General features: G+C 37.6%; 22 protein-coding genes. 18 read left to right on the top strand and 4 right to left on the bottom strand.

Annotated elements, in window-relative coordinates:
* Positions 1-81: 81 nt before the first annotated feature.
* From AC3WSK_RS15800 to AC3WSK_RS15865, 14 genes are all read left to right on the top strand, one after another.
* Positions 82-1,458, top strand: coding sequence for an MATE family efflux transporter (locus tag AC3WSK_RS15800; protein WP_427483509.1), 1,377 nt, complete (start codon positions 82-84; stop codon positions 1,456-1,458).
* Positions 1,458-2,288: a putative RNA methyltransferase gene (locus AC3WSK_RS15805; protein ID WP_079562461.1), complete on the top strand. Its 831-nt coding sequence runs from the start codon at positions 1,458-1,460 to the stop codon at positions 2,286-2,288. The genes AC3WSK_RS15800 and AC3WSK_RS15805 overlap by 1 nt, the downstream gene beginning before the upstream one ends.
* 81 nt (positions 2,289-2,369) lie before the next feature.
* Entirely contained in the window at positions 2,370-2,978 is a 609-nt protein-coding gene (locus AC3WSK_RS15810) for a lysophospholipid acyltransferase family protein (protein WP_079562550.1), read from the top strand.
* Positions 2,979-3,195: 217 nt separating this feature from the next.
* Positions 3,196-3,660, top strand: a complete 465-nt coding sequence (locus tag AC3WSK_RS15815; protein WP_492414546.1) for a low molecular weight protein-tyrosine-phosphatase — start codon at positions 3,196-3,198, stop codon at positions 3,658-3,660.
* 197 nt (positions 3,661-3,857) lie between these two features.
* Positions 3,858-4,577 (top strand): YebC/PmpR family DNA-binding transcriptional regulator, encoded by a 720-nt coding sequence (locus AC3WSK_RS15820; RefSeq protein ID WP_427483423.1) that lies wholly within the window; start codon positions 3,858-3,860, stop codon positions 4,575-4,577.
* A gap of 101 nt (positions 4,578-4,678) precedes the next feature.
* Positions 4,679-5,974 (top strand): arsenic transporter, encoded by a 1,296-nt coding sequence (locus AC3WSK_RS15825; RefSeq protein WP_492414547.1) that lies wholly within the window; start codon positions 4,679-4,681, stop codon positions 5,972-5,974.
* Positions 5,975-6,328: 354 nt separating this feature from the next.
* A complete protein-coding gene (locus AC3WSK_RS15830) occupies positions 6,329-8,071 on the top strand; it encodes a methyl-accepting chemotaxis protein (protein ID WP_079562465.1) in 1,743 nt (580 codons plus the stop codon).
* Positions 8,072-8,155: 84 nt separating this feature from the next.
* On the top strand, positions 8,156-8,731 hold the full coding sequence (locus AC3WSK_RS15835; RefSeq protein ID WP_427483426.1) for a YdcF family protein: 576 nt from the start codon (positions 8,156-8,158) through the stop codon (positions 8,729-8,731).
* A 73-nt stretch (positions 8,732-8,804) separates the two neighbouring features.
* On the top strand, positions 8,805-10,502 hold the full coding sequence (locus AC3WSK_RS15840) for a M3 family oligoendopeptidase (protein ID WP_492414548.1): 1,698 nt from the start codon (positions 8,805-8,807) through the stop codon (positions 10,500-10,502).
* A 294-nt stretch (positions 10,503-10,796) separates the two neighbouring features.
* Positions 10,797-11,876 (top strand): AI-2E family transporter, encoded by a 1,080-nt coding sequence (locus tag AC3WSK_RS15845; RefSeq protein ID WP_427483427.1) that lies wholly within the window; start codon positions 10,797-10,799, stop codon positions 11,874-11,876.
* A gap of 12 nt (positions 11,877-11,888) precedes the next feature.
* Positions 11,889-12,500 (top strand): NUDIX hydrolase, encoded by a 612-nt coding sequence (locus AC3WSK_RS15850; RefSeq protein ID WP_427483429.1) that lies wholly within the window; start codon positions 11,889-11,891, stop codon positions 12,498-12,500.
* A 493-nt stretch (positions 12,501-12,993) separates the two neighbouring features.
* Positions 12,994-13,458 (top strand): hypothetical protein, encoded by a 465-nt coding sequence (locus AC3WSK_RS15855; protein WP_492414549.1) that lies wholly within the window; start codon positions 12,994-12,996, stop codon positions 13,456-13,458.
* A 23-nt stretch (positions 13,459-13,481) separates the two neighbouring features.
* A complete protein-coding gene (locus tag AC3WSK_RS15860) occupies positions 13,482-13,673 on the top strand; it encodes a hypothetical protein (protein ID WP_079562470.1) in 192 nt (63 codons plus the stop codon).
* An 18-nt stretch (positions 13,674-13,691) separates the two neighbouring features.
* Positions 13,692-14,303, top strand: coding sequence for an alpha/beta hydrolase (locus AC3WSK_RS15865; RefSeq protein ID WP_079562471.1), 612 nt, complete (start codon positions 13,692-13,694; stop codon positions 14,301-14,303).
* Positions 14,304-14,410: 107 nt separating this feature from the next.
* On the opposite strand, the gene AC3WSK_RS15870 is transcribed toward AC3WSK_RS15865, so the two are convergent.
* From AC3WSK_RS15870 to AC3WSK_RS15880, 3 genes are all read right to left on the bottom strand, one after another.
* On the bottom strand, positions 14,411-16,522 hold the full coding sequence (locus AC3WSK_RS15870; RefSeq protein ID WP_427483435.1) for an MMPL family transporter: 2,112 nt from the start codon (positions 16,520-16,522) through the stop codon (positions 14,411-14,413).
* 183 nt (positions 16,523-16,705) lie between these two features.
* The gene (locus AC3WSK_RS15875; protein ID WP_079562473.1) at positions 16,706-17,722 is read right to left on the bottom strand and encodes an inorganic phosphate transporter; all 1,017 of its coding nucleotides are present in this window, start codon (positions 17,720-17,722) and stop codon (positions 16,706-16,708) included.
* A gap of 20 nt (positions 17,723-17,742) precedes the next feature.
* Positions 17,743-18,363, bottom strand: a complete 621-nt coding sequence (locus tag AC3WSK_RS15880; protein WP_079562474.1) for a DUF47 domain-containing protein — start codon at positions 18,361-18,363, stop codon at positions 17,743-17,745.
* 683 nt (positions 18,364-19,046) lie between these two features.
* Here AC3WSK_RS15880 and AC3WSK_RS15885 point away from each other — a divergent pair.
* Both AC3WSK_RS15885 and AC3WSK_RS15890 read left to right on the top strand, forming a co-directional pair.
* A complete protein-coding gene (locus AC3WSK_RS15885; RefSeq protein WP_079562475.1) occupies positions 19,047-19,733 on the top strand; it encodes an ABC transporter ATP-binding protein in 687 nt (228 codons plus the stop codon).
* Position 19,734: 1 nt separating this feature from the next.
* Entirely contained in the window at positions 19,735-21,054 is a 1,320-nt protein-coding gene (locus tag AC3WSK_RS15890) for an ABC transporter permease (RefSeq protein ID WP_427483439.1), read from the top strand.
* A gap of 119 nt (positions 21,055-21,173) precedes the next feature.
* Here AC3WSK_RS15890 and AC3WSK_RS15895 read toward each other — a convergent pair whose 3' ends face one another.
* Positions 21,174-22,334: a class I SAM-dependent methyltransferase gene (locus AC3WSK_RS15895; RefSeq protein WP_427483441.1), complete on the bottom strand. Its 1,161-nt coding sequence runs from the start codon at positions 22,332-22,334 to the stop codon at positions 21,174-21,176.
* A 183-nt stretch (positions 22,335-22,517) separates the two neighbouring features.
* On the opposite strand from AC3WSK_RS15895, the gene putP reads away from it, so the two are divergent.
* The gene (gene putP, locus AC3WSK_RS15900; RefSeq protein WP_427483443.1) at positions 22,518-24,005 is read left to right on the top strand and encodes a sodium/proline symporter PutP; all 1,488 of its coding nucleotides are present in this window, start codon (positions 22,518-22,520) and stop codon (positions 24,003-24,005) included.
* A 157-nt stretch (positions 24,006-24,162) separates the two neighbouring features.
* Positions 24,163-25,449, top strand: a complete 1,287-nt coding sequence (gene hflX / locus AC3WSK_RS15905) for a GTPase HflX (protein ID WP_079562479.1) — start codon at positions 24,163-24,165, stop codon at positions 25,447-25,449.
* Positions 25,450-25,844: the final 395 nt, after the last annotated feature.

Below are 25,844 nucleotides of genomic sequence, written 5' to 3' on the forward strand. Positions count from 1 at the left end.
GGTAAAGAAGGTAGTTGAAAGTTGGACAGCATGTGAAAATCTTTACGAAACGATTAGGAGAAGTGAAAAGTATTGGCAGATATATTAAAAGAAAGTGATATTAAAGAGACAGATAGGTTAAGTTTATTCCATTTGACATGGCCGATATTTTTAGAAGTATTTTTATTTATGTTAATGGGACTAGCCGATACTTTTATGCTCAGCGCTTTATCAGATAATGCTGTATCAGGAGTTGGTGCAGCCAATCAATATATTCATATTGCAATTTTAATACTTGAGGTAGTTGGTAACGGTGCTTCCATTGTTGTATCTCAATATTTAGGTTCAAGGCGATTTTTTGAGGCTGCGAAGATTTCCGCTTTAGCAGTTACGATGAATTTGGTTGTTGGACTAATGATGAGTATCTTATTTTTCTTCTTTTCAAGTCATTTAATGACCATGATGAACTTGCAAGGGGAAGTGCTTAAATACGCTCAAAGCTACTTGGTAATCATCGGAAGCTTTATTTTTTTACAGGCTATTATAAACGCTTTAGCAGCAATTATCCGTGTACATGGATGGACAAAGCAAACGATGTATGTATCACTAGGTATGAATGTGCTACACGTTGTCTTAAACTATGGTTTAATCTTTGGTAACTTAGGATTACCGGAGTTAGGTGTAAAAGGTGCAGCTATTTCCTCAGTGGTAAGCCGTGGTTTGGCAGTTCTTGTGTTTTTCTGGCTGTTGTACCAAGTCATGGAAGTGAGAATGAAGCTGAAATATTATTTCGAGTATTCAAAGGAATATGTTCAAAAAATATTAAATATAGGCTTACCGTCAGCATTTGAGCAGGTGCTTTATCAGTTTTGTCAGATTGTCTTCCTTTATTATGCAACTTACTTAGGCACAGAGACACTTGCGGCGAGACAATATGCCATGAATATTTCGATGTTTACGTATTTATTTGCGATTGCCATCGGAACAGGTACGGCTATAATTATTGGACGAAGCGTCGGTGCTGGTAAAAAGGATCAAGCTTATCATCAGCTTTGGACGAGTGTACGCGCAGCTTTTGCTTTTACAATCACTATGGTTGCAGTTGTAACGATATTCCGTAAGCAACTTATGCACGTTTTTACAGATAATCCAGAGGTAATTGCCATCGGAGCATCTGTCCTAGCATTAAGTATTCTCCTTGAAACAGGGCGAACAATGAATATTGTAGTTATTAACTCATTGCGTGCCTCAGGGGATGCAAGATTTCCAGTGAAAATTGGTTTCTTATCAATGGTATGTATGAGTCTCCCGCTTGGATACTTGTTTGTATTCGTTTTACATTGGGGGCTGGTAGGTATTTGGTTAGCAATTGCGGTAGATGAATGGATGCGAGCTATTATCGTATACTTTAGATGGAAAAGTCGTAAGTGGGAGCGTTTTGCACTTGTTTCACCTACAGAACCGAAGGAGGAAAATTAATGGGGGCACTTTCTAAAAGAGCTGCAGGGGCAGCGTTAATGGATAAAAATATAAAGCTTTTTGCTTGTCCAATTTGTCAGGAATCAATGGATGTTTTTGAGCAAGGTAGATTAGTATGTTCCTCAAATCATTCTTTTGATATTGCCAAACAGGGCTACATCAATATGCTGACACATGGTGCCGTTTCTAAGTACAATAAAGAGCTTTTTGAATCTCGAAAAGCGGTTATTGATAGTGGTATTTATGATGTAGTAGAAGATAAAATCGGAGAGCTAATTGCTAATGCAGAAACCGTACTTGATACAGGATGTGGTGAAGGTTCACATTTAGCTCGTATTATGGTAAAGAAACATGGTATAGGAATTGGTATTGATATAGCGAAGGAAGGCATCCTTGCTGCATCTCGACATTATCCAGAGCAAATGTGGTGTGTTGGTGATTTAGCGAAAAGTCCATTTGCAAGATCGAGCTTCGATGCCATATTAAATATTTTATCGCCGGCCAATTATGAAGAATTTAAACGACTATTAACTCACAATGGTTGTGTTGTTAAGGTTGTACCTCAAAGTGGATACTTACATGAGCTTCGAGCGCAATTATATGCGGATTCTACTAAAGAGTCGTATTCGAATGAACAAATAGTTGCTCGGTTTAAAGAAAGCTTTACCGATGTTAGCGTAGAACGTATTACATATACGGTACCGCTAGCTAAAGAGCTTGTACCAGCACTGCTGGAAATGACACCAATGGGCTGGCATAAGAAAGAAGGATCCAATATCCTGTTAAATGAAATTACGATTGATGTTGATGTATTAGTGGGAAGAGTCTAGATATTTTCATCTGTAATTGCAGTATACTGGTCTTTTCGATTACAATGGGGATAACTATTGAATAAGGTAGGAATGAAAACAGTGTATAAATTTATAGCAAATGTTGTAAAAGTAATCTTAAAATTAACAGGTTCGAAAGCGCGTGTATATGAAGAGCAAAACTTACCGAAGGAAGGTGGGTTTATTATTGCGTGTACACACACGGGCTATGTTGATATTTTAAATCTTGGTGTTGCAGTATGCCCTCGAGAGATTCACTTTATGGCTAAAAAGCAATTGTTTGATATAAAGGGTCTTGGCTGGCTTATAGAGCGTTTAAATGCCTTTCCGGTTGACCGTGATAATCCAGGCCCAAGTGTTATTAAAATCCCTTCGCAGCTATTGAAAGAGGGGAAAGTGGTTGGGATATTCCCATCTGGTACGCGAAATGCGGAAGGTACAGATTTAAAGCAAGGTGCAATTACAATAGCTCAGTTAGCCAAAGCGCAAATTGTACCAGCAGCTTATATTGGTGCGCGTAATGCTGGTGATGTCTTTAAGCGTGGTAAAGGTTATCTAATTTATGGCGAGCCATTTTACGTAACGGGTAAAGGTAAAGAAGGGCGCGAGGAATTTACAAATCACCTTGAGCATGAATTAATAGCATTAACTGAAGAATTAGAGAAGCGAGTTGCAGCAGAAAAGAAATAAAGTGAAACACCATTCAGAGGTGAACCCTCTGTGTGAAGAACACAAACTAAAATCTTCACATTCCTTTGAAGTAGTAGCATACTGCCAGTAATGTGGGATAACTTAGAAGGCACTCAGAATCGGTTGATTTTGAGTGCTTTATCTACATTTAGCAAGTGTTTACTGTAGCGACAACTACGATACGCCAAGATGAGATTGATTGTAGGAGGACATAAAAATGATTCGAGTACTTTTTGTATGTTTGGGGAATATATGTCGATCACCAATGGCTGAAGCGGTCATGCGTGATTTGGTAGAGAAAGAGCATTTGAGTCATAAAGTCGAGGTGGATTCGGCTGCAACAAGCTCTTGGCATATTGGAGATCCTCCTCACAGAGGAACGCAAGGTAAGCTAAAAGAATATGGCATCTCAACGAAAGGGATGCAAGGTCGACAATTACAAAAGGCTGACTTTGAAAATTTTGATTACATTATTGGCATGGATGAAAGCAATATACGTAATATCCAAACGATGCTAGGGAATCCGGATTCCACAAAGATCTTTCGCTTTTTAGATTTAACTGATCATCGAAAAGACGTGCCTGATCCTTACTATACAGGAGATTTCCAAGAAACCTATGATTTAGTTTTAGAAGGCTGTCAGGCATTATTAGAAAAAATCAAAGTGGAAAAACATTTGTAGAGTGCTCTAAGTGAAACAATTTTTTGCAATTAATGACTTAATAAAGTTACCTTAAACATTGGCATATATAGCTTTGTAAGCATCATTTGTGTTATTATTTTCAGAGTAAAGATACGAAATCACAATTCAAAATCCGGACGCAATTACGCCAAGGCGTAATTGATAAACAACTTATAATTTGAAAGAGAGTGGAAACAATGGGTCGTAAGTGGAACAATATTAAAGAAAAGAAAGCGTCTAAAGACCAAAGCACAAGCCGTATCAATGCAAAATTTGGACGCGAAATTTATGTGGCAGCTAAATCAGGCGAGCCAGATCCTGAATCAAATCGTGCCCTTAAAGTTGTTCTAGAACGTGCAAAAACATACAGTGTTCCTAAACATATTATTGAAAAAGCAATTGATAAAGCGAAGGGTGGCGGCGATGAAAACTTCGACGAATTACGTTATGAAGGTTTCGGACCAGCAGGCACTATGTTAATCGTTGATGCTTTAACGAATAATGTTAATCGTACAGCTTCTGATGTACGTGCAGCATTTGGTAAAAATAATGGGAATATGGGTGTCAGTGGTTCTGTTGCCTACATGTTTGATTCAACAGCGGTTATCGGTTTAGAAGGTAAATCAGCAGATGAAGTTCTTGAAATTTTAATGGAAGCAGATGTTGATGCTCGTGATATTCTTGAAGAAGACGAGACTGTCATTATTTATGCAGAGCCAGATCAATTCTTTGCTGCACAAGAAGCACTAAAAGCAGCAGGCATTCAAGAATTTACAGTAGCAGAGCTTTCAATGCTTCCACAAACAGAAGTAGCATTAGCTGGTGACGACATTGCGAAATTTGAAAAATTAATTGATGCATTAGAAGATTTAGAGGATGTTCAAAACGTTTACCATAATGCAGATTTAGGTGAATAATATAAACATATGAAACCAGTAGCGAATAAAGCTACTGGTTTTTAACTTCATCGGGTGTCCAAACTTCCGCCGGAGGCATAATTGATTTAGGGAGGAAAACTGTGCAAGCTCTTTTAGCGATTGCAATATTTTTAATAACTTTATTTTTTGTAATAGTGCAGCCGCGTAAAATATCGATCGGCTGGTCTGCTTGTTTTGGTGCTGCAATTGCATTAATGCTCGGAGTTGTTACCTGGCAAGATGTTGTCGAGGTGACGGGGGTTGTTTGGAATGCAACGTTCTCGTTTATAGGAATTATTTTTATTTCACTTATTTTAGACGAAATAGGATTCTTTGAATGGTCTGCCCTACATATAGCACGAGTGGCAAAGGGAAGTGGTATACGCTTATTCATTTACCTTTGCTGTCTAGGTGCTATTGTTTCAGCATTATTTGCAAATGATGGTGCAGCTTTAATACTAACACCAATTGTTCTCGCAATGATCCGTAAATTGAATTTAACCGATAAAATGATCTTTCCATTTATTATTGCAAGTGGCTTTATTGCGGACACAACATCCTTACCGTTAGTCATTAGCAATTTAACAAATATTGTGTCGGCAGACTATTTCGGTATTGGATTTATGGAATATGCCCTACATATGCTGATACCGAATCTAGTTTCTTTACTAGCAAGTATAGTTGTGCTTTATATTGTCTTTCGTCGTTCAATTCCAAAAGAATATTCACTCGAGGCAGTTGACAATCCAAAGCTTGCAATTCGTGATTCGAGATTATTTTTATTATCATGGTATGTTATAGCCATTCTATTAGTTGGTTTCTTAACGAGTGAGGTTTTCAAAATTCCAGTGTCATTTATTTTATGTGGTGTAGCAGCTATCTTTTTCCTACTAGCCCGACGTAGCCACACTGTAGATACAACGAGAGTTGTGAAAGGGGCACCGTGGAATATTGTGTTCTTTTCTATCGGTATGTATGTGGTTGTTTACGGCTTGAAAAATGTAGGAATGACCGGATTGTTGGCAAGTCTATTAGAGCACGCTATACAGCAAGGATTGATGGTAGCGACAATTACGATGGGGTTTGTAGCAGCGATTTTGTCAGCTATTATGAATAACCTACCAACTGTAATGATTGATGCATTAGCTATTGCTGAAACTAGTGCAACTGGAATTATGAAAGAAGGGCTTATTTATGCAAATGTCATCGGCACAAATCTAGGTCCTAAAATGACGCCGATTGGCTCACTCGCAACATTGTTATGGCTCCATATACTGAAGCAAAAAGGAATAAAGATTGGCTGGGTTCAGTATTTGAAAATAGGTATTATTTTAACAATCCCAACCCTTTTCACTACTTTAATAGCATTAGTAATTTGGATTAAAATCATATCATAGGCGAGAACTAAGATAGTGTCTAAACATTTTAATGATGGTAAAAATCAAAAAACTATTTTTCTATAAGGCATATTCTTGTAGAAAGATAGTTTTTTTATCTATTATGCATATTTGAAGCTTGTCATTAAAAGTTTGGAATCATATTTGTTAGATTTGGAGTGAAGGCTGGACGCCGCCGGAAATAGGTCCAGTAGCAATGGAAATCCCCCCCCACGTTAAGCTATCAAGCATATTTTCGTAAAAAGGCGAAGAATTCAAACATAAATTACGTTTTACCCATTGTGAAAAATTCTGAATAATAACATAATATAGATTGATAGTCATAGTGAAAGAGGAGAAAAGGGGGGCTAAAGCATGAAGTTTTCACGTTCGATACAGGGGAAACTAATTATCATTTCACTAGCATTATTAATTATCCCTAGCTTAGTGATAGGCTTAGTTAGCTATAGCAAAGCAAAAAAAGGTCTGGATGATATTGGTGAACAAGTTATTAAAAATAGTGTTGAATCTTCTTTGCAATTAATCGAGTTAGCAAATGAGAGTGTTAAAAGGGGCGAAGTTCCTTTAGAAGTTGCACAGGAGAAAGTGCGGGAGGCATTTCTAGGACCGAAGGATAGTGAAGGAAAGAGGCCAATTAATTATCCTGGAGACTTGGGGGAGTATGGTTATCTATATGTTTTAGATGATAAAGGGACATTAACAACCCATCCGACTCGAGAAGGGGATAACCTATGGAACGATCAAGATAGTAGCGGAAATTACTTTATTCGGGAAGTAACCGAAAAAGCACTTGCCGGTGGGGGATATACCAAATATGAGTTTGAGCTACCAGGGCAAGATGTATTAGCTGATAAAATAATTTATTCTGCAAAGGATCCAAATTGGGGATGGATTATAGTATCGGGTACATATATGCAAGACTTTAATGAAGGGGCTAATTCATTATTATTCGTTATTGGTATTACATTATTAGGTGCCATCATTATAGGTACTATAGTTGTCATAATGGTTTCAAGACATTTAGCTTTACCAGTGCGAAAATTATCGAAACGTGTACGTGAAGTAGCCAAAGGGAATTTAACTGTAGAAATTGAAAATCTACAACGTTCAGATGAGATCGGTCAGTTAAATGAAGGCTTTAATGAAATGGTTGATCAACTGAAAACATTAATTACAGATGTAGAGGAAGCTATTGTAGAAATTCAATCGACATCGTCAAATTTAACATCTGTGGCAGAGGAAACAAACGCTTATGGAGATGAAATAGTAAAAGCGATAAATGAGGTTTCAAACGGCGCATCAATGCAAGCTTCAGAGGCAGAGGATACGAATAGAACAGCAATTGATTTTGCGCAACAGATTGAATTATTGCATGACAAAAATGAAGTAATGCTAGATGCATCTCAAAATATGAAGCAATCAAATCAAGACGGGCTTTTAAATTTAAAGAACTTAAAAGAGACATCACACGAGTCTTCAGAAGTGATTAATAATGTCCAGGCTGTATTTAATAGCTTAATTGTGAAAGTTAGGGAAATTGAAGGCATTGTCGGTACGATTACGGAGATTTCTGATCAGACGAATCTACTTGCATTGAATGCATCGATAGAGGCGGCTAGAGCTGGGGAGCATGGCAAAGGCTTTGCAGTTGTTGCTGAGGAGGTACGTAAGTTAGCGGATCAAACATCTGTAGCAACAGAGCGAGTGCGTACAACCTTAAAGGGAATTGAAAGTGAAACTAATTTAGTGAATGATGAGATGAAGAAAACAAACGTCATTGTTCGTCAGCAAAATGATTCGGTGGCCATAACAGAGTCATCCTTTAAGGAAATAGAATTGGCCGTAGAAGAGATCATTTCTATTATTAAGGAAATGACGACTGGGGTAGAATATTTGAATGGCTCAAAAAATAACATTATGCAATCTATCGAAAGTATTGCGATGATTAGTGAGAAAAATGCTGCTGCATCAGAGGAAGTTACGGCATCCGTTGATGAACAACAGCGTGCCATTCAGGTTGTTAGTGAATCTTCCAATGATTTAACAGATGAAATAACAGCGTTACAGGATTCTATTAAGCGCTTTATATTAAGATAATCAATTAGGATGTTTGTACAGCAATTTCAGTACAAGCATCCTTTTTTTTGCCTAAACGTTAATAAAAGGTAAGGGGGGGCAATTGTGAAGAAATGGGTAATAAGGTTAGGGGTTATATTGCTTGCTATGGGTAGTGTTGTTTATATTTGGCTCGGCGAGGAGATGAAACAGGGTGTCCAGCCAGCTGCAAACGGAACAGCTACATACATGATTGTTCTGGGAGCAAAGGTAAAACCGGGTGGAATTCCATCGCTTTCTTTGAAAAATAGATTAGAAGAGGCAGTAAAGTATTTGAAAAAGTATCCTCGTGTAAAAGTGATCGTGTCAGGTGGAAAAGGGGAAGATGAAGATCGGACAGAGGCTTCAGTCATGCTTAAATACTTACAGGACAATGGTATTGATACGAATAGAATAGTAGTGGAAGACCAATCTACTTCAACTTATGAGAACTTATTATTTAGTAAAGAACTTTTGCCTAAAGAAACTAAGAAAATCACGATAGTCTCTAATGATTTTCATTTAAAGCGTGCAAAATATTTAGCGGAGACTTTAGGTTTTGAAGTAGATGTAGTTGCGGCAAAAACGCCAAAATCGGTGGAATTGAAGTTAACGCTACGGGAAAGGGCCGCACTATTAAAAACATATGTATTTGGCTATTAATTTATTTCTTAATACTATAGATTTGGCATATAATAGAAATATAACGGGGTATATGACAGAAAGAGGGGACTTTATGAAAACATTTAAAGACTATGAATACAGCCGTCCTAAAGTTGAGGCAATGAAAGAGCAACAATTATCTTTAATTGACGAATTTAAAAATGCGAAAACGATGGACGAGCAAAGTGAAATAATTGAGAAATTAAACGGATTGAGTAATGACTATGCCACGATGGCGAACCTGGTGTATATTCGTGCTTCGATTGATACGAATGATGAATTCTATCACGCAGAACGTGATTATTATGATGAGGTTGGACCTGAGTTAGAAGAGGTAACAACAGAATATTATAAAGCACTAATCGCTTCACCATTCCGTGAGCAGTTAGAAGAAAAATGGGGCCAGCAATTATTTGATTTAGCAACCTATCAAATTAAAGGTTTTTCACCAGCAGTCATTGATCTAATGCAAAAGGAGAACAAGCTCGTTTCAGAATATAATAAGCTTGTTGCCTCTGCGCAAATTGACTTTAATGGTGAAACATTAACGCTTGCCCAGCTTGGTCCGTATGCAGAGTCTACTGATCGTGAAATGCGTAAGGCGGCAACGGATGCACGCTTTGGCTTCTTTGCTGGCCATGAAGAGGAATTTGATCGACTATATGATGAACTTGTCAAAGTGCGCCATGAAATCGCTGTTAAATTAGGTTATAAAAACTATGTCGAGCTAGGCTATGTTCGAATGAATCGCATTGACTATAATGCAGATATGGTGAAGAAATTCCGTGACCAAGTTCGTGATTTAATCGTACCTATTGCAACTAAGTTATATGAGCGCCAGACAAAGCGTATTGGTATTTCTGAATTTAAGTTCTATGATGAAGCATTCAACTTTGTATCAGGAAATGCGACACCAAAAGGCGATCCAGAATGGATTGTTGCGAACGGTAAAAAAATGTATGAGGAGCTATCACCTGAGACGGGTGAATTCTTCAACTTTATGATTGACCATGAATTAATGGACTTAGTGGCGAAGAAAGGTAAAGAGAGTGGCGGTTATTGTACGTTTATCGAAAACTATCACTCTCCATTTATCTTCTCGAACTTTAATGGTACTTCAGGTGATATCGATGTGTTAACACATGAAGCGGGACATGCTTTCCAAGTTTATTCAAGCCGTGACATCGGAATCCCAGAATATTTATGGCCAACTTATGAATCTTGTGAAATTCATTCGATGAGTATGGAGTTTTTCACATGGCCATGGATGGAGCTATTCTTTAAGGAAGACACAGAAAAATATAAGTTCACACACTTAAGCAGTGGCTTATTATTCCTTCCTTACGGTGTTGCAGTTGATGAGTTCCAGCATGTGATTTATGAAAATCCGAATATGACACCAGCTGAACGTAAAGTTGCGTGGAAAAAAATTGAAGAGACATATTTACCACACCGTGACTATGATCATAATAGTTATCTAGAAGCGGGTGGTGTATGGCAACGTCAGGCACATATTTATGCAAGTCCGTTCTATTACATTGATTACACGTTAGCGCAAATTTGTGCATTCCAGTTCTGGAAACGTTCACGTGAAGAATTTGAAGCTGCCTGGAAGGACTATACTCATTTATGTAATTTAGGTGGTTCTATGTCCTTTACGAAGCTTGTAAAAGAAGCTGGCTTAATTTCACCATTTGAGGACGGCTGCGTTGAATCGGTCATTGGCGATATTGAAGATTACTTAAATTCAGTAGACGATACAAAATTATAAACTATTACATTGTGGAAATTTGCGACACTCCTGTGGAAGGCAAAACGTATGAGCCTCCTCGGATGCTTTGGCATTTGAGGGGCTTGCGAGATTGCCCATTGGAGGGTTGCAATTTTTTTGTGTTAACTATTTTCAGCAAATGTCTTTTGTAGCGAAAGCAAAGCGGCAGCTACAATTATGCCGAGGCATAATTGATAAACTCTCATATTTAGACAATAATTAATAGGATACTTGCGAAATGGTTAATATATAAGTAGTATTTTCAGTAACTGAGATAAAAGGAAGTGAATTAAAGTGACGAGGAAAGTTTGGTTTCAAGTAGGCGTAGGGATTTTACTTACCCTATTAGTCATTAAATATTTTATAGAGATTCATTGGATTTTTTCGCCGCTTGTAATTATCTTAAAGGCTATTTTTGTACCTTTATTACTGGGCGGTGTTTTGTATTATGTTACAGAGCCGATTCAGAGATTTTTAGAGAAGCGTAAATGGCCGAGATGGGCGAGCATTTTAACGATCGTCGTTGGATTAATCGCGCTTGTCGGTAGCTTTGGGTGGATCGTTGGTAATCCGATTGCCGTACAGGTAAATAATTTAGTGAAAAATGTACCGCAGATTAGTGCTAGTATTCAAGATGCAGCTGATTATGTATTGAGAAACAGGGATAATTTCCCGCCACAGTTAAAAGATCTTATCGACAATATGGCGGACTATGTGCAGGATATTGCTTTTGCGGCAAGTAAAGGACTAGTATCACTTTTACAATCAGTGGTTTCAGTTTCTTTATTAGCTATTTTAATTCCGTTTTTCTTTATATTTATGTTGAAGGATCATGAAAAATTTGCACCATCAATTTATAAATATTTTAGTGGTGAACGCCGTGAATGGGTGAAGAAAACGTTAAGTGAAATTGATAGTGTTTTACGTAGCTACATACAAGGACAGCTACAAATTAGTTTTTTACTTGCACTTATTATGTATGTCGGATATTTAATTATAGGTTTAGAATATTCATTGCTTCTTGTTATATTTGCTTTCTTTATGAATATGATTCCGTTTATAGGACCATGGATTGCCTTTACACCAGCGCTGATCGTGGCTGTTGTTCAGGATCCAGTGTTGGTTATATGGGTGTCTGTTGTCACACTAGTGGCACAGCAAATTGATAGTAACTTTATAACGCCTAATGTAATGGGGAAAACACTCGATATCCATCCGTTAACCGTTATTACAGTTATTTTAGCAGCAGGTAATATTGCAGGCTTTATCGGTATTATCATTGCTGTACCGTTTTATGCAGTATTAAAAGTAATCGCATCCAATATTTATGATGAACGGAACGTGATTAAGAAAAAGGCTACGAAGTCGGTATAGGAGTCGGAAAAAATGGAACAAGAAATTGTGAAAGTTTTTAATGAACAGCATGAACAGATTGGGACAGCAACGAGAGCAGAGGTACATGAAAAAGGACTATGGCATGAAACATTCCACTGTTGGCTTGTCAATGAGGACTATATCTATTTCCAAATCCGTAGTGCACAAAAAAAGGACTATCCTGGTTTGCTTGATATTACAGCAGCGGGGCATTTATTAGCTGTAGAGACAGTCGAGTCAGGAATTCGCGAAGTAAAGGAAGAGCTAGGACTCGATGTTGACGTACACGAAGTAGTTAAAATGGGCATGACATCTTGTAGTATCGTTTCAGAAAACATGATTGACAATGAATTTTGTCATGTTTTTATATATCCATTCAAACATGATTGGGAATCATTTAACCTGCAGTATGAGGAAGTGTCAGGGGTCGTTCGAGCAAAGCTTGACGAGGCCGAGGCATTCTTTTTAGGAGAAACAGCTACTTTAAATATTGAAGGCTATGAATATTTCCCTGATGGTCAACGAGCGAAAATTGTGCGCCCTGTTAGTACTGCGCAATTTGTCCCTTACAGGGAACTATACGTTGCCCATGTTATTCAGTTTGTAAAAGATAAAATGTTATGAATTTGTGGGGTGTCTGAAAAACCTTCATAGGAATTCTAGCATAATTGTATAAGGTAAATCCGCTTCGCTTTCCGTGAATAAGGTATGAGCAACATCATTGTGCTCGTGCTTTTTTCATAGGAAGTTTAAGCGGATTTTTTGCCTTTATAGGAAAAATCATTAGACTCTGATTTCTTGTCTCATCATCAATTTTGTTAAAGAGTATGCCATGTAAATAAGTTGATCTTCATGACCTACCTCTGTACCGCTGCCGCTACGCTTTCGCGCAAAAAACATCTGCCGCTGCCGCTACGTTGGCACTACGCTTTCGCGCAAAAAACATCTGCCACTGCCCCCAGGAAAGCGCCCAATCGGAACGGAAATCAACCTAAACAATCAATCCACACGTTATGGACATGAAACTTTACTTTTAGTACTTCCTATTTTACTTCAATATAACAGGAAGAATAAGTTATACTAAAAGAGATATTGAATAGAAAAGGAGCATTTTTATATGCTAACATTTGAACAAAAGCAAGCCATCATCGACTCATTTCCTAAACTGACAAAGAAGGAAATTTCATTGAAACGCGTAAATTATCACTTTATGGATAGCCTTTATGAAAAGACAATTGTTGTGGAAAAACTACACCCAAATGGCAACGGCTTCGTATTTGTCGGTGATTTATTGCGCTACGAGAAAGAAGCAAGTGATAAAGGCCTAGTAAACATTCGTGACTACGATGAACAACAACTTCGTGAAATTATTGAAGATGCCATTCAATATTTATCGGAAGAAGCAGAGGAGCAAGAGCCGATTGAAGAGCTATGGCAAAATCGTGAAGGTGCTCAATTAATGCTAGCCTTTGAGCAACGTTCGTGGAATATTTATCATGGAGAAAACTTAGAAGAAGCCTTTGGTACACACGATGCTGCGAAAGAATATTTACTAGAAGAAGGTTTTCGTAAAAAGAAATAAGTAATTCGGGGGATACGAAACGAATGAATGGGAAAAAAATAGTGGGAATAGTTATTGTTGTTGTTCTAGCTGCTTGTTTATTTTCAGTATTTACGATCACAAAGTTTTATAAAGATCATAAGGAACAGCCAAATAGTGAAAATCGCGAAATAAATAAATCAAAGAGCTTGAATTTAATTTTGCCACAGGCTACAATTATCTCGAATTCAAGATAATCGAGAGGTGGACTGTAAATGCAGCACGTTTTTCATAAAGGAACAGATGAAACAAAACCAATTTTTTTACTGTTACACGGTACAGGTGGAAATGAACAAAGCTTAATTGGCCTTGCGAAGGAAATTGATGAAACAGCAAGTATTTTAAGTGTCCGTGGGAATGTCCTTGAAAATGGTATGCCACGCTTTTTCCGTAGATTAGCGGAAGGTGTTTTTGATATAGAGGATTTAATTTTCCGTACGAAGGAATTAAATGACTTTTTATTAGAAGCAGCGCAGCAGTATGGCTTTGACCGTAATCGAGTTGTTGCTATCGGCTATTCTAATGGCGCGAATATTGCTGCTAGCCTATTATTCCATTATGAGGATGCTCTAGCAGGTGCAATACTGCATCATCCAATGGTTCCTAGACGCGATATTAAATTGCCTACACTTTCTTCAACCCCTGTCTTTATCGGTGCTGGAACGAATGATCCAATGTGTACTGCTCAGGAATCTGAAGATTTAGAGGCGCTTTTAACGTCAGCTGGGGCCGATGTGACAACTGTATGGTTTAATTATGGTCATCAGCTAACAATGCCTGAGGTAGAAGCTGCAAAAGAATGGTACGACCGTATTTATTCAAAATAAGAAAAAATCCGCAACCTTTGAGTGAGGGAGCGGATTTTTTTAATTTCTTTCAGCGGGTGTCCGAACACAAAGCCGATTTCGGATGCCGAGGCATAATTGATGTCTGTTTATTTCTGTTTCTTCGCAAAGGGTAGCCACCAATTCCAGTCCCCAAAGAGCTTCATAAGACTAGGAACAAGCATGAGGCGAATAATAGTTGCATCGATGGCGACCGCAATAGCTATACCAACCCCAATTTGCTTCACAGGCATCACATCTGTAAAAGCAAATGCCCCTGTTATAACAATCATAATAAGCGCTGCTGACGTAATGATACGACTTGTAGAAGTTAGACCGTCAATCGTGGCACGTGTATTATCCGCCCCTTTTTGATATTCCTCTTGAATGCGAGATATTAAAAAGACTTCATAGTCCATACTTAAGCCGAAGACAAGACAAAATACAATTACTGGGATAATAAGGACGATCGTACCGGCTTCAATGCCCAAATGTCCATATTGGAAAATATAGACGAGAATACCGAAGGCTGATGAAAGTCCAATGATATTCATAATAATCGCTTTCAGTGGGATTAAAATAGAGCGGAAAGCGACCATTAAAATAAAGAACGTTGAAACGATAATAATAGATACAGCCAAGAAAATTTTACTAGCAATTTCATCGAAAATCTCTTGATTGAATTTCGCATGACCTCCGAGCGCAAAATCGACACCTAAATCTTTATCTTTCCATGTTCGAGCAAATTCTTGAGCGGTAGTGGATGAACCGGATGCATCCAATGTAATTGGGATAAAGAGTTGTTTATCTTTAGTAAACGTATTTAGAATTGGTTCTATTTGTTCGGCCACTTGTGGAGTCTTCAAAGAAGCAGTCAGCTCCTCAGGTGACTTAATGTTAGCCGTCGTATAAATGGTTGAAACATGATTTACTAATGGGTCATCAAGCAACTTTTCTTGAATAGTGTAAATAAGCTTTCTTGCCTTATTATCTTCCCAACCATCTTTACGTTCTGCCAATAAATATAATGTTGAGGTATCACCAAGTCCAAACGTCTCATCTAGCTGATCATAAGCAGCACGTGCCTCATATTTAGCCGGTAATGAATCCACCTGAGGAATTGTAAGTTTAATATCCTTCAATGGAATCATGCCAATGCCTAGTAATATTAAAGCAGCAATAACGATGGCAACAGGATGTTTCATTACAAAGCCGGCAAAACCACGCCAACGATTTGTACCACCGGATTTTACACGTAATAGGCGCCATTTATTAATGCGATCTCCTAATAACATCATCGTAGCAGGTAGCAAGGTTAAGCCGGAAAGTACTGCAAGAAATACAACAATTGCGCCTCCTAAAGCGATATTATGAAAAATCTCGACGTCAATGACAATCATGGCACCTAAGCCGATCATGACACAAGCTGCAGAAAAGATGATTGAACGGCCAGCTGTCTGTATAGACGTTTGAATGGCTTGTACAATGGATGTGTGAGCACGTTCTTCGCGATAGCGGTTAATAAATAACAAGGCAAAATCGATGCTTAATGCAAGTCCAAGCATGGGTACTATATTTAATACAAAAATTGATAAATTGACATTACCACTAAACAAAGTCAAAATTCCAAACGCAGTGACAACAGTAACAACACCAATAATGATAGGTAAGATGGAGGCTACGACAGTACCGAAAGCTAGTAATAGCACTATGATAGCGATTGGTAAGCCTATTGCCTCTGCTGACGCTAAATCCTTTTGACTGGCCGTATTGATGTCTGCTGAAATAACAGGTCCGCCAGTAATGCTCACACCGTCATCCTCTATTAATGTACGAATGTCTTTCACAACATCCGGTAGCTGATCAATATTATTTTTAAGATGAATCATGGCATAAGCTATACCATTCTTTTGTAAAGAAGCATCATCGAGTGGTGACTGGATTGAATGAATCTCCTTAATTTTTTCCAACTTTTTTAATGTATCTTGAATTTTCTTATCGTCTGCTGGATTGAAGACGACCAAAATTGTCTCGGAAGGTAAATCAAATGTTTTGGCAAGCTCATTTGTTACGTAGGTATGATCTCCTTTCACGAAGAAACCGTCGCCATGAAGTTTACTTGGAAGTTGTATAGCAAACATAGCCATGGAAATGAAAATGACGAACCATAAGGCTACGATAGCTTTAGCGTGGGCCGTTATAAAAGCTGAAAAAGTTTTCATATTAGGTACTGTCCCCCTTTTAAAATAGTGTAAAGGATGTGTCACATTTTGTCGTGTAATAATATAAAGACTCCTGTCCCTAATAAGGAACAGGAGTCTTAGTATGCGATCAAAATCAATTATGCCTTGGCATAATTCTATGAAATCTGCGTTTATCTCACCATCTATAGAGGTGGGAAGAAGTTAAAAGAATAACGATAATAAAAAGTAAATCGTAGCTGCCATAACTGCAGAAATTGGCATTGTAATAATCCAAGTAGTGACGATTTTACGCGCCATCCCCCAGTTTACGCCACGTACACGTTGTGCAGAGCCGACACCCATGATAGAGGAAGAAATAACGTGTGTTGTAGAAACTGGTAAATGAATTAATGTAGCACCGAAGATAACAGACGCAGATGCTAAATCTGCTGCAACTCCGTTTACTGGACGGATTTTCATAATTTTACCGCCGACTGTTTTAATAATTTTATAGCCACCGATAGAAGTACCAAGCCCCATTGCAGTTGCTGCTGCAGCTCGTACCCAGAAAGGAATTTCATCTCCTGTATACAAACCACCGGCGATTAACGCCATCGTCATAATCCCCATTGCCTTTTGTGCATCGTTTGTACCATGTGTAAAAGATTGAATGGCGGCAGTGAAAATTTGCATCGTACGGAAACCTTTATTCGTGCGATATAAATTTAAGTTTTTAAACAATAATTTAAACAGTGTCATCATAATAAAGCCGGCGCAAATCGCAAGGATTGGTGATAGCACTAAGGCCATAATGATTTTAGTGAAACCGCCATAGTTTAGAACGTCGAAGCCAGCAGATGCAACTGCTGCACCAGCAATGGAGCCAATCAGAGTGTGTGAAGAACTCGATGGAATACCGAAATACCACGTTAGTAAGTTCCAAATAATAGCGGAGATTAATGCTGCTAAAATAACGACTGAACCAGTTGTATCTCCATTAAAGGCATTTAAAGCGAATGGATCTACAATATCTTTTGTTAAAGCCTTTGCAACACCGACGAAAGTAATAGCTCCGATAAAGTTCATCACTGCAGCCATCATGATAGCTACGCGAGGTTTCAACGCTCTAGTGGAAACCGAAGTTGCAATAGCATTTGCTGTATCATGGAAGCCATTGATAAAGTCAAATGTTAGGGCAAAGATAACGACCAGTACGGTTAGAATAATGATTGTGTTCATTGTAAGTGCCCATCTCCTAATTACGCGTTACGCATGATAATTGTTTCCATAGTATTTGCAACGTTTTGGCAATGATCAGCGATATCTTCAAGTTGTTCATATATATCTTTATATTTAATAAGTCGAATCGGATCTTTTTCATTTAAAAATAGTTGTTTAATAGACGAACGTTGTACTTCATCACATTCACGTTCATAGTCCTTAATAAGAATTGCGTGTGGGCGCATGCCAATAAGATTCTTTTTCTTTAACTCTTCTGTTGCTTTCACAATTTCATCAGCACTTTTTGAAATATAGCCTAAGAAAGTACGCATTGATTCGTCAACTTCTGTTAGAGAGAACATTTCAAAATGAGCGATACAATGCTCCGTACCATCTAACACGTCGTCCATACGAATTGCAAATTCTAGAATGTCTTCGCGCTCGATAGGTGTCATAAATGATTTGTTTAGCATCACGATTAGTTCGTGAATAAGCTTATCACCAGCTGTTTCGTAATTTTTCATAGTAATGCTAATCTCTTTTAAGTCAGCTACACTGTTAATACGAAAATCATTTGCGTAATGTACGGCCTCTCTCATATTTTCAGCAATTTTATGCAAAGCTATAAAGAAAGGGTCTTGTTTTTTTGAGTTAAGCATGTAAATCGAATCCTCCTGGATATAAATAAATTGGCCTCTAAACTTTACTATCATAACAAAATCTTTAATTTATCTACATAATTTTTTTCTATTCTCCATAAAACTTTACAATTCTGTAATATACAATTTGCTCACAAAATAATAATGGAACTTCTGTATTTGTTTTTATTAATACAGGAAAACGCTTTAAATATAGGTTTTATAAGGATTTATACTTTCTGTTTAATACAAAAGAAAGCTATGGAGACGTAAAATTTTGAATAACTTATATGTCAGAATTGTAAAGGGAATGTAAAGGGATTGTTTTGCTCATAGTTTTCTCTTTTCTTAAGAATATCTTCATTTTTATCCTTCAACTTTATTAAGAATTCTTGTCTACAATGGAGAAAGAATTACTCATCACCATATATTTAGGATGATATTTGTTAAAAACATATCCATGTATATAAGTTGATTGGAGTGGAGGCTGGGCGACTCCTTGGGGATCAGCGATAGAGGAACGAAGGCTAAAACCATCACGCCCTGTGATAACGCCGTCGTGACCAACATCCTATTGGCCCGAGACCCTGGAACGAAGCGAAGCGGCTCATCGGACGCTCCCAGGAAAGCGCCCAGTCGGAACGGAAATCAACTACACGTTATGGTGATGGGTTTAAAGAATGTGAAAGGGTGTTTATTTGAAAATGATTCAAGTCGAAAACTTACAACATACATTTTTAATTGGAAAGAAAGGCAAGGAAAAACAGGTTCCGGTATTAAAAGGTGTCAACTTTGAGGTGAAAAAAGGAGAGATTGTCGCAATTGTTGGTAAAAGTGGCTCCGGTAAATCTACCTTATTACAAATACTAGCTGGATTTATGAAATCTGAACAAGGGTCTATTAAGGTAAACGGTAAAGAAGCAGCTAATTTTACTGAAGTAGAAAGTGCAGCCTTTCGCTTGCAACATTTCGGATTTATCTTTCAAAACTTTCAACTGATGCCAGGCTTAACGGCGTCTGAAAACATAGAACTACCATTGAAGTTACAAGGTATCAAGAAAGCAATGCGTACTGAAAAGGTGAAAATATTAATGGACAAGGTTGGTTTAACGGAGGTAGCAGACCATTACCCAAATGAATTATCGGGTGGTCAGCAACAACGAGTTAGTATTGCGAGAGCCTTAATTACAAATCCACCTATTCTGCTAGCAGATGAGCCGACAGGAAGTCTTGACTCAGAAACAGAGCAAGATATATTGCTGCTCATTCAAAGTCTAAACCGTGAGCTTGGTTTAACATTCGTCATCATTACTCATGACGAGGAAGTAGCAACGATAGCACATCGACGTTTCCGCATGTACGACGGGGAACTTGTAAAGGAGGAAGCATAACATGTTATTTAAAGATCAAATAGATTTTGTTACACAGCATATAAAGAAAAATAAATTACGTGTGTTTATGACAGTACTAGCCGCAACGATGGGTTGTGCATTTTTGATTGTCCTCGCATCAGTTGGGTTTGGGCTGCAGGATTCCATACGTAATGAAATATTATCGGATGAAAATATTACGAAGATTCAAGTGTTTGGTAATGATCAATTTACAGAGGAACAAATCCATGAAATAAAAAGTATAGAACATGTGAAAACAGTACTTGAAACGATTACTGTCAATGCATCCGGACATTCATTTTTTGAAGGTCGCGATACACTATCTGATGTATACGTTGCGAATATGCAAGATTTTGAGCAAGTAAATGGCAAGCTTGCGAAAGGGAAGTATCCAACAAAGCCAAACGAAATCGTAGTAGGTTATCATTTTGCTCAAACATTAATAAATGATGCCGAGCGCAAAATTATTGAAGAGAAAAGTAAAAAAGCTGAAGCGGAAGGCACGTTTTATAATGGTAGTGAGGAAGGGTATAAGGACTCATTAATTGGTAAAGAAATCGAATTGGCATTAATGCCGCATTCTGATGGTGCAGAAGAGGGAGAGAAAATAAAGTATACGATTGTCGGTGTTATGAAGAAGCCTTCTTATGATTGGATGGTCAATAACTCTATTTATATGGATACAGAGCAAAAGCCTACGCTAGCAACTAATTTAGCAGCAACGGGTACTGTTAATGAGGATGACATGTTTCATTCAGAATTCAATATTTTCGCTGATAGTATGGAAAATGTAAAACCGATATTAGACAAACTAAAAGACTATGGCTATAACGTTTATTCAGTGACTGAGAAGTTGGATCAAATGAATGTATTTTTCCTAGTTTTAAAAATCGGCTTAATTTTTGTAGGAACAATTGCTGTCTTGATCGCCTCGATTGGCATTTTCAATACAATGACAATGGCAGTTACGGAGCGTACTCGTGAAATAGGTGTTTTAAAGGCGATCGGAGCAAGTCCAAAGCTTATTCAACGATTGTTCTTAATGGAAAGTACGTTCATTGGTGTTATTGGGACTTTAATAGCTGTAGTTATTTCATATATTATTAGCTTCGTAGCAAATGCTGCACTGCCTGTAATTCTAGAAGCTGCAACAGGGGAAGAGGCATTTAGTAAAAGTGACATTACATTTTCTCTTATTCCTTGGCAGCTCGTTATTATTGCTGCAGCGATTAGTGTTGGTGTAGCGATGATTTCTGGCTATCGTCCAGCACGAAAGGCCACAAAAATTGACGTTATTCAAGCTTTACGACAAGAACTATAATAGAAAGAGCGGTCCAAAAATTATTGGACCGCCTTTTTAATGTTGTGCTTAAGAAAATTCAGAAATACCCGCGGAAGGAGGACGAATACCCGCGCTTCACTCTCAAATACCTCGACATTTTATAGGTAAGCTTGTAACTCATTCGCTAAAAACGGCTTGGCATTTAGTAACTTTAAAAACGCATCGTAGCTAGCGCGCTGTTCAGAGCTTGGCTTTTTGCCGGTATGATAAGCTCTTATTAAAATGTTTTTTGGTGTGTTTTCCATATCGATAAACTCCAGCAGTTGTGCCTCATAGCCCACAAGTGATAGAATTTCTGCTCGGATTGCGTCCGTTGCAAGCGCTGAAAAACGCTCGCGTACGAGACCATGCTGAAGCATGATATCAAGAGCTGGTGTATGAAGCTGGCGATTTAGCTCATGCTGGCAACAAGGGACGCTTAAAATAACGCTTGCTCCCCATTTTACAGCGCGTGCTAATGCCATATCAGTGGCAACGTCACAAGCATGTAGAGTTACTACCATATCCACGGCAGACTCATCATTGTAATCATTAATATCTCCTACTAGAAATTCGAGTTGTTCATAGCCTAAATCTTGTGCGATTTGTGAGCATTCTTCGATGACTTCCTTCTTTAAATCCAAACCAGTGACACGAATGTCTAAGCCTTTTTCGATTTTTAAATAATGGTATAAGGCGAATGTTAAATAGGATTTGCCTGAACCGAAATCTAAAATACGAACCTGACGATCTTTTGGTAAATATGTTAATGCATCATCAATAAATTCGATGAAGCGGTTGATTTGTTTAAACTTATCGTATTTTTGTTTTTTTATTTTTCCTTCTTCCGTTTGTACGCCAAGACGAATTAAAAATGGATATGGCTTATCCTCTGGTAGTAAATAGTTTTTCTTGCGATTATGCGCTAAATTAACTTGCTTTGGCGTTGAGGACTTATCAGATTTCCATAGTACTTTGTTCTTTTTTGATAGCTGCACTTGTATTTTTTCATCAATAAAATCAATATGTGCTTGGCGGTAATCGTTAAAAAATGCTTCTAACTTCTCAGGGAAATCTTCTAATAAAACATTTTCATGCTTTAAAATACGTTCAAATTGATATTCAACTTGTATATGGTAAGTATCCTTCAATAATAAAGGTTTTAGCTTTATACGTTTTACTTCGTTTGATTTCATACGTGGTTGACTGATTGTCGCAGTAACAAGTTGCTGTTGTAAAATCTGCTCTATAAGCTGAGCTTTCATTTCTTCAAATGTCATACATTTCGCCTTCTTTATCGTGTTATAGATGGCACTAGTTTAACATACTTTGTGATTTGCATTGCTATTATAAATTTTAGAATTCGCTCTTTGAATAATTATAGGTTATCTTGTAAGTTTGTGGTATTTTAAATATAGAGAATTTTTAATAAAAAGATTCATGGGGAAATAAGGGGGAAAAATATGTCTGCAAACATGTATCAATTACTTTCAATTATCATTTATATGATAGCTATGCTAGGAATCGGCTGGTATGCATTTGTTAAAACATCTAATTTAACCGATTACATGCTCGGTGGGCGTTCTCTAGGCCCTGCTGTCACAGCGCTAAGTGCAGGTGCAGCAGATATGTCTGGCTGGCTGTTAATGGGTTTACCGGGTGCGATCTATTTATCTGGAATTGTTGAGGCCTGGATTGCTATTGGCTTAACGATTGGTGCCTATTTGAATTGGTTACTTGTAGCACCGAGACTACGTGTATATACACAAGTTGCTAATGACTCAATTACTATTCCGAGTTATTTAGATAATCGTTTACGTGACAACACAAAGCTAATAAGAATTGCGTCAGGTATTATTATTTTAATCTTTTTTACATTTTATGTTTCTTCGGGAATGGTTGCAGGTGGCAAGTTTTTTGATAGTTCATTTGGCTATGAATACCATACTGGTTTATTGATTGTATCTGCTGTTGTTGTGGCATACACATTGTTTGGAGGGTTTTTAGCGGTTAGTTATACAGACTTTTTACAGGGTCTAATTATGTTTGTTGCACTTATTTCTGTACCGTTATTTGGCTTGTTTTTAACAGGTGGAATTGGAGACACAATAGCTTCTATTAAAGCTGTAAATCCTGAACATCTAAGCTTATTACCAGCAACTGCAACTGCTGCGGCAATTATTTCATCACTTGCATGGGGACTAGGTTATTTTGGACAACCACATATTATCGTACGGTTTATGGCAATAAGCTCGGTTAAAGAAACAAAACAGGCTCGTCGTATCGGTATTGGCTGGATGATGTTAAGCTTGTTCGGAGCGATTGCAACAGCTTTGGTAGGTGTGGCGTATTATGAACAAAATGCAGGTGAGTTAAAGGACGCTGAGACAGTATTTATTGTACTTGGCCAAATCCTATTCCATCCGTTTATTGCAGGTATAATGCTAGCTGCCATTTTAGCTGCGGTTATGAGTACGATTTCATCACAATTAATTGTTACTTCGTCAGCGCTTGTAGAAGATATTTACAAAGCTATATTTAATAAAACAGCAGATGATAAGCATTATGTCTTTGTTGGCCGTCTCGCTGTTTTAGTTGTAGCTATTATCGCAGCGATTTTAGCATGGAATCCAGATAGTTCTATTTTAGGCCTAGTAGGCTTTGCTTGGGCTGGCTTTGGTGCAGCATTCGGCCCAGTAATATTGCTGTCTCTATATTGGAGAAAATTAACGAATTACGGAGCTCTCAGTGGGATGATAGCAGGTGCTGCAACCGCCTTCGTTTGGGGGAAAATAAAGGTCTTATCTGAATCGTTATATGAGATTGTTCCAGGCTTCTTCGTATGCTTAATTGTTGCGGTGATTGTCAGCATCGTGACATATAAACCGAATAAAGATATTGAAGACGAGTTCAATCGTACTGAAGTATTGTTAAAAGAAGAACGTAAGTAAATGAATGTAGTGCGCCTTTTGTATAGAAGGCGCATTTTTTTGATATACATGTTAATAAAGATAAGATAACTACTAAACAACACGAATTTGGACATTATATGGTAAGATGAAGAAAATTTGTCGTAGTAGCATCAAGGCATTGGTGGGAGGTTTGTGGATGGATAGAATTAAAGAAGTTGATGTATTGGTAGAAAAAGCTATTTTAGTTGGTGTGAATTTACGGAATGATGAGCATTTTGATTATTCAATGGAGGAGCTAAAAAATTTAGCTGAAGCTTTAAATGTTGAAGTAGCTGGCATTGTTACACAAAATTTAGAGCGAGTTACGCCATCTCATTATGTTGGAACAGGGAAAATTGAAGAAATAAAAAACTTTTATGATGAAGTACAAGCGAATTTAGTAATTTTTAATGATGAATTATCACCTTCGCAAATCCGTAATTTAGAGCGCGATTTAGAAACAAAGGTTATTGATAGAACCATGTTGATTTTAGATATTTTTGGACGTCGTGCGAAAACAAGTGAAGCACAGCTGCAAGTTGAGTTAGCGCAATTGCAATATATGTTACCTCGTTTGGTTGGTTTGCATGCTTCTCTCAGTCGTCAAGGTGGCGGCACTGGAGGTGGCTTTAAAAACCGTGGTGCCGGTGAGACAAAGCTCGAGCTAGACCGTCGTAAAATTGAGGATCAAATTGCGAAAATTAAGAAGGACCTAGAGCATGTGAAGGAGCAACGAGAGACGCAGCGTAAACAACGACGTAAAAATGCCGTCCCTGTCGTTTCCATTGTTGGCTATACGAACGCTGGTAAGTCAACCATTATGAATCAGCTACTTACGAAAATAGGGCAGGAAGATCATAAACAAGTGTTTGAGAAGGATATGCTTTTTGCCACACTTGAAACATCTGTCCGTCAAATAGAATTACCTGATAAGAAGACATTCCTATTAACAGATACAGTTGGTTTCGTTAGCAAATTACCGCATCACCTAGTGAAAGCATTCCGTTCAACTCTAGAAGAGGCTCGTGATGCCGACTTATTATTACATGTTGTGGATGTTTCCAATTCTGAGCACGGCTTTATGATGGATGTAACAAATGAAACGCTTAAAGCAGTTGGCGTTGAAGGGATTCCGACAATTTATGTGTATAATAAAGCTGATATAGCAAACGTCCCATACCCTGTGATCAGCGGTGATAATATTTGGATTTCAGCGAAGGAAGGGACTGGATTAGAGGAATTATTGCAAATGATACGTCAGCATATTTTCTCTGATTATATAACATGTAAAATGCTCATTCCGTATGAGCAGGGGAATATCGTCTCTTATTTAAATGAACATGCCTCTGTCTATGAAACAGCGTATGAAGAAAATGGCACGCTGTTAACAATAGAGGCAAAAGAAGCGGATTATGCAAAATTCCAACAATATGTAATTAGTTGATCACAAACATGTTCTAAAAACATGTTAGAAGCACTTCGTGTTTCTAGCGTGTTTTTTTGTTGCAAAAGAAAAAGCGAATTTATATCATTGTGGATTAAATTTTAGATAATACTAGCCTATTTGTTAATAAAGTAAATACTCTGATTATAAAATATTTTAGAATAATTTTGTAGATGTTTATAAATTAGTAGATATTAAAGAGTAGAAAAATTCAGGGATAGCAACAGGTTTGCTATAATTATAGTAAAACGAGTCTGAATTTAAAGAAAAGGTGTAAAATTCCAACATTTTTTAAAACTCTTGAAAAAGTTTTTAAAACACTTTAGTATGATGAAATATAGTTTTTATCCTTAAAATTGGGTAATAATATTATTACTGAATAATGAAATCGGGAG

It is taken from the genome of Lysinibacillus sp. EB271-A1-10B, assembly GCF_058791335.1.

Bases quoted from the DNA above. Each gene is read 5' to 3' on its own strand.
- AC3WSK_RS15805 (WP_079562461.1), top strand. From the start codon at position 1,458: ATGGGGGCACTTTCTAAAAGAGCTGCAGGGGCAGCGTTAATGGATAAA.
- AC3WSK_RS15815 (WP_492414546.1), top strand. From the start codon at position 3,196: ATGATTCGAGTACTTTTTGTATGTTTGGGGAATATATGTCGATCACCA.
- AC3WSK_RS15820 (WP_427483423.1), top strand. From the start codon at position 3,858: ATGGGTCGTAAGTGGAACAATATTAAAGAAAAGAAAGCGTCTAAAGAC.
- AC3WSK_RS15830 (WP_079562465.1), top strand. From the start codon at position 6,329: ATGAAGTTTTCACGTTCGATACAGGGGAAACTAATTATCATTTCACTA.
- AC3WSK_RS15840 (WP_492414548.1), top strand. From the start codon at position 8,805: ATGAAAACATTTAAAGACTATGAATACAGCCGTCCTAAAGTTGAGGCA.
- AC3WSK_RS15850 (WP_427483429.1), top strand. From the start codon at position 11,889: ATGGAACAAGAAATTGTGAAAGTTTTTAATGAACAGCATGAACAGATT.
- AC3WSK_RS15855 (WP_492414549.1), top strand. From the start codon at position 12,994: ATGCTAACATTTGAACAAAAGCAAGCCATCATCGACTCATTTCCTAAA.
- AC3WSK_RS15860 (WP_079562470.1), top strand. From the start codon at position 13,482: ATGAATGGGAAAAAAATAGTGGGAATAGTTATTGTTGTTGTTCTAGCT.
- AC3WSK_RS15865 (WP_079562471.1), top strand. From the start codon at position 13,692: ATGCAGCACGTTTTTCATAAAGGAACAGATGAAACAAAACCAATTTTT.
- AC3WSK_RS15870 (WP_427483435.1), bottom strand. From the start codon at position 16,522: ATGAAAACTTTTTCAGCTTTTATAACGGCCCACGCTAAAGCTATCGTA.
- AC3WSK_RS15875 (WP_079562473.1), bottom strand. From the start codon at position 17,722: ATGAACACAATCATTATTCTAACCGTACTGGTCGTTATCTTTGCCCTA.
- AC3WSK_RS15880 (WP_079562474.1), bottom strand. From the start codon at position 18,363: ATGCTTAACTCAAAAAAACAAGACCCTTTCTTTATAGCTTTGCATAAA.
- AC3WSK_RS15885 (WP_079562475.1), top strand. From the start codon at position 19,047: ATGATTCAAGTCGAAAACTTACAACATACATTTTTAATTGGAAAGAAA.
- AC3WSK_RS15890 (WP_427483439.1), top strand. From the start codon at position 19,735: ATGTTATTTAAAGATCAAATAGATTTTGTTACACAGCATATAAAGAAA.
- AC3WSK_RS15895 (WP_427483441.1), bottom strand. From the start codon at position 22,334: ATGACATTTGAAGAAATGAAAGCTCAGCTTATAGAGCAGATTTTACAA.
- putP (WP_427483443.1), top strand. From the start codon at position 22,518: ATGTCTGCAAACATGTATCAATTACTTTCAATTATCATTTATATGATA.
- hflX (WP_079562479.1), top strand. From the start codon at position 24,163: ATGGATAGAATTAAAGAAGTTGATGTATTGGTAGAAAAAGCTATTTTA.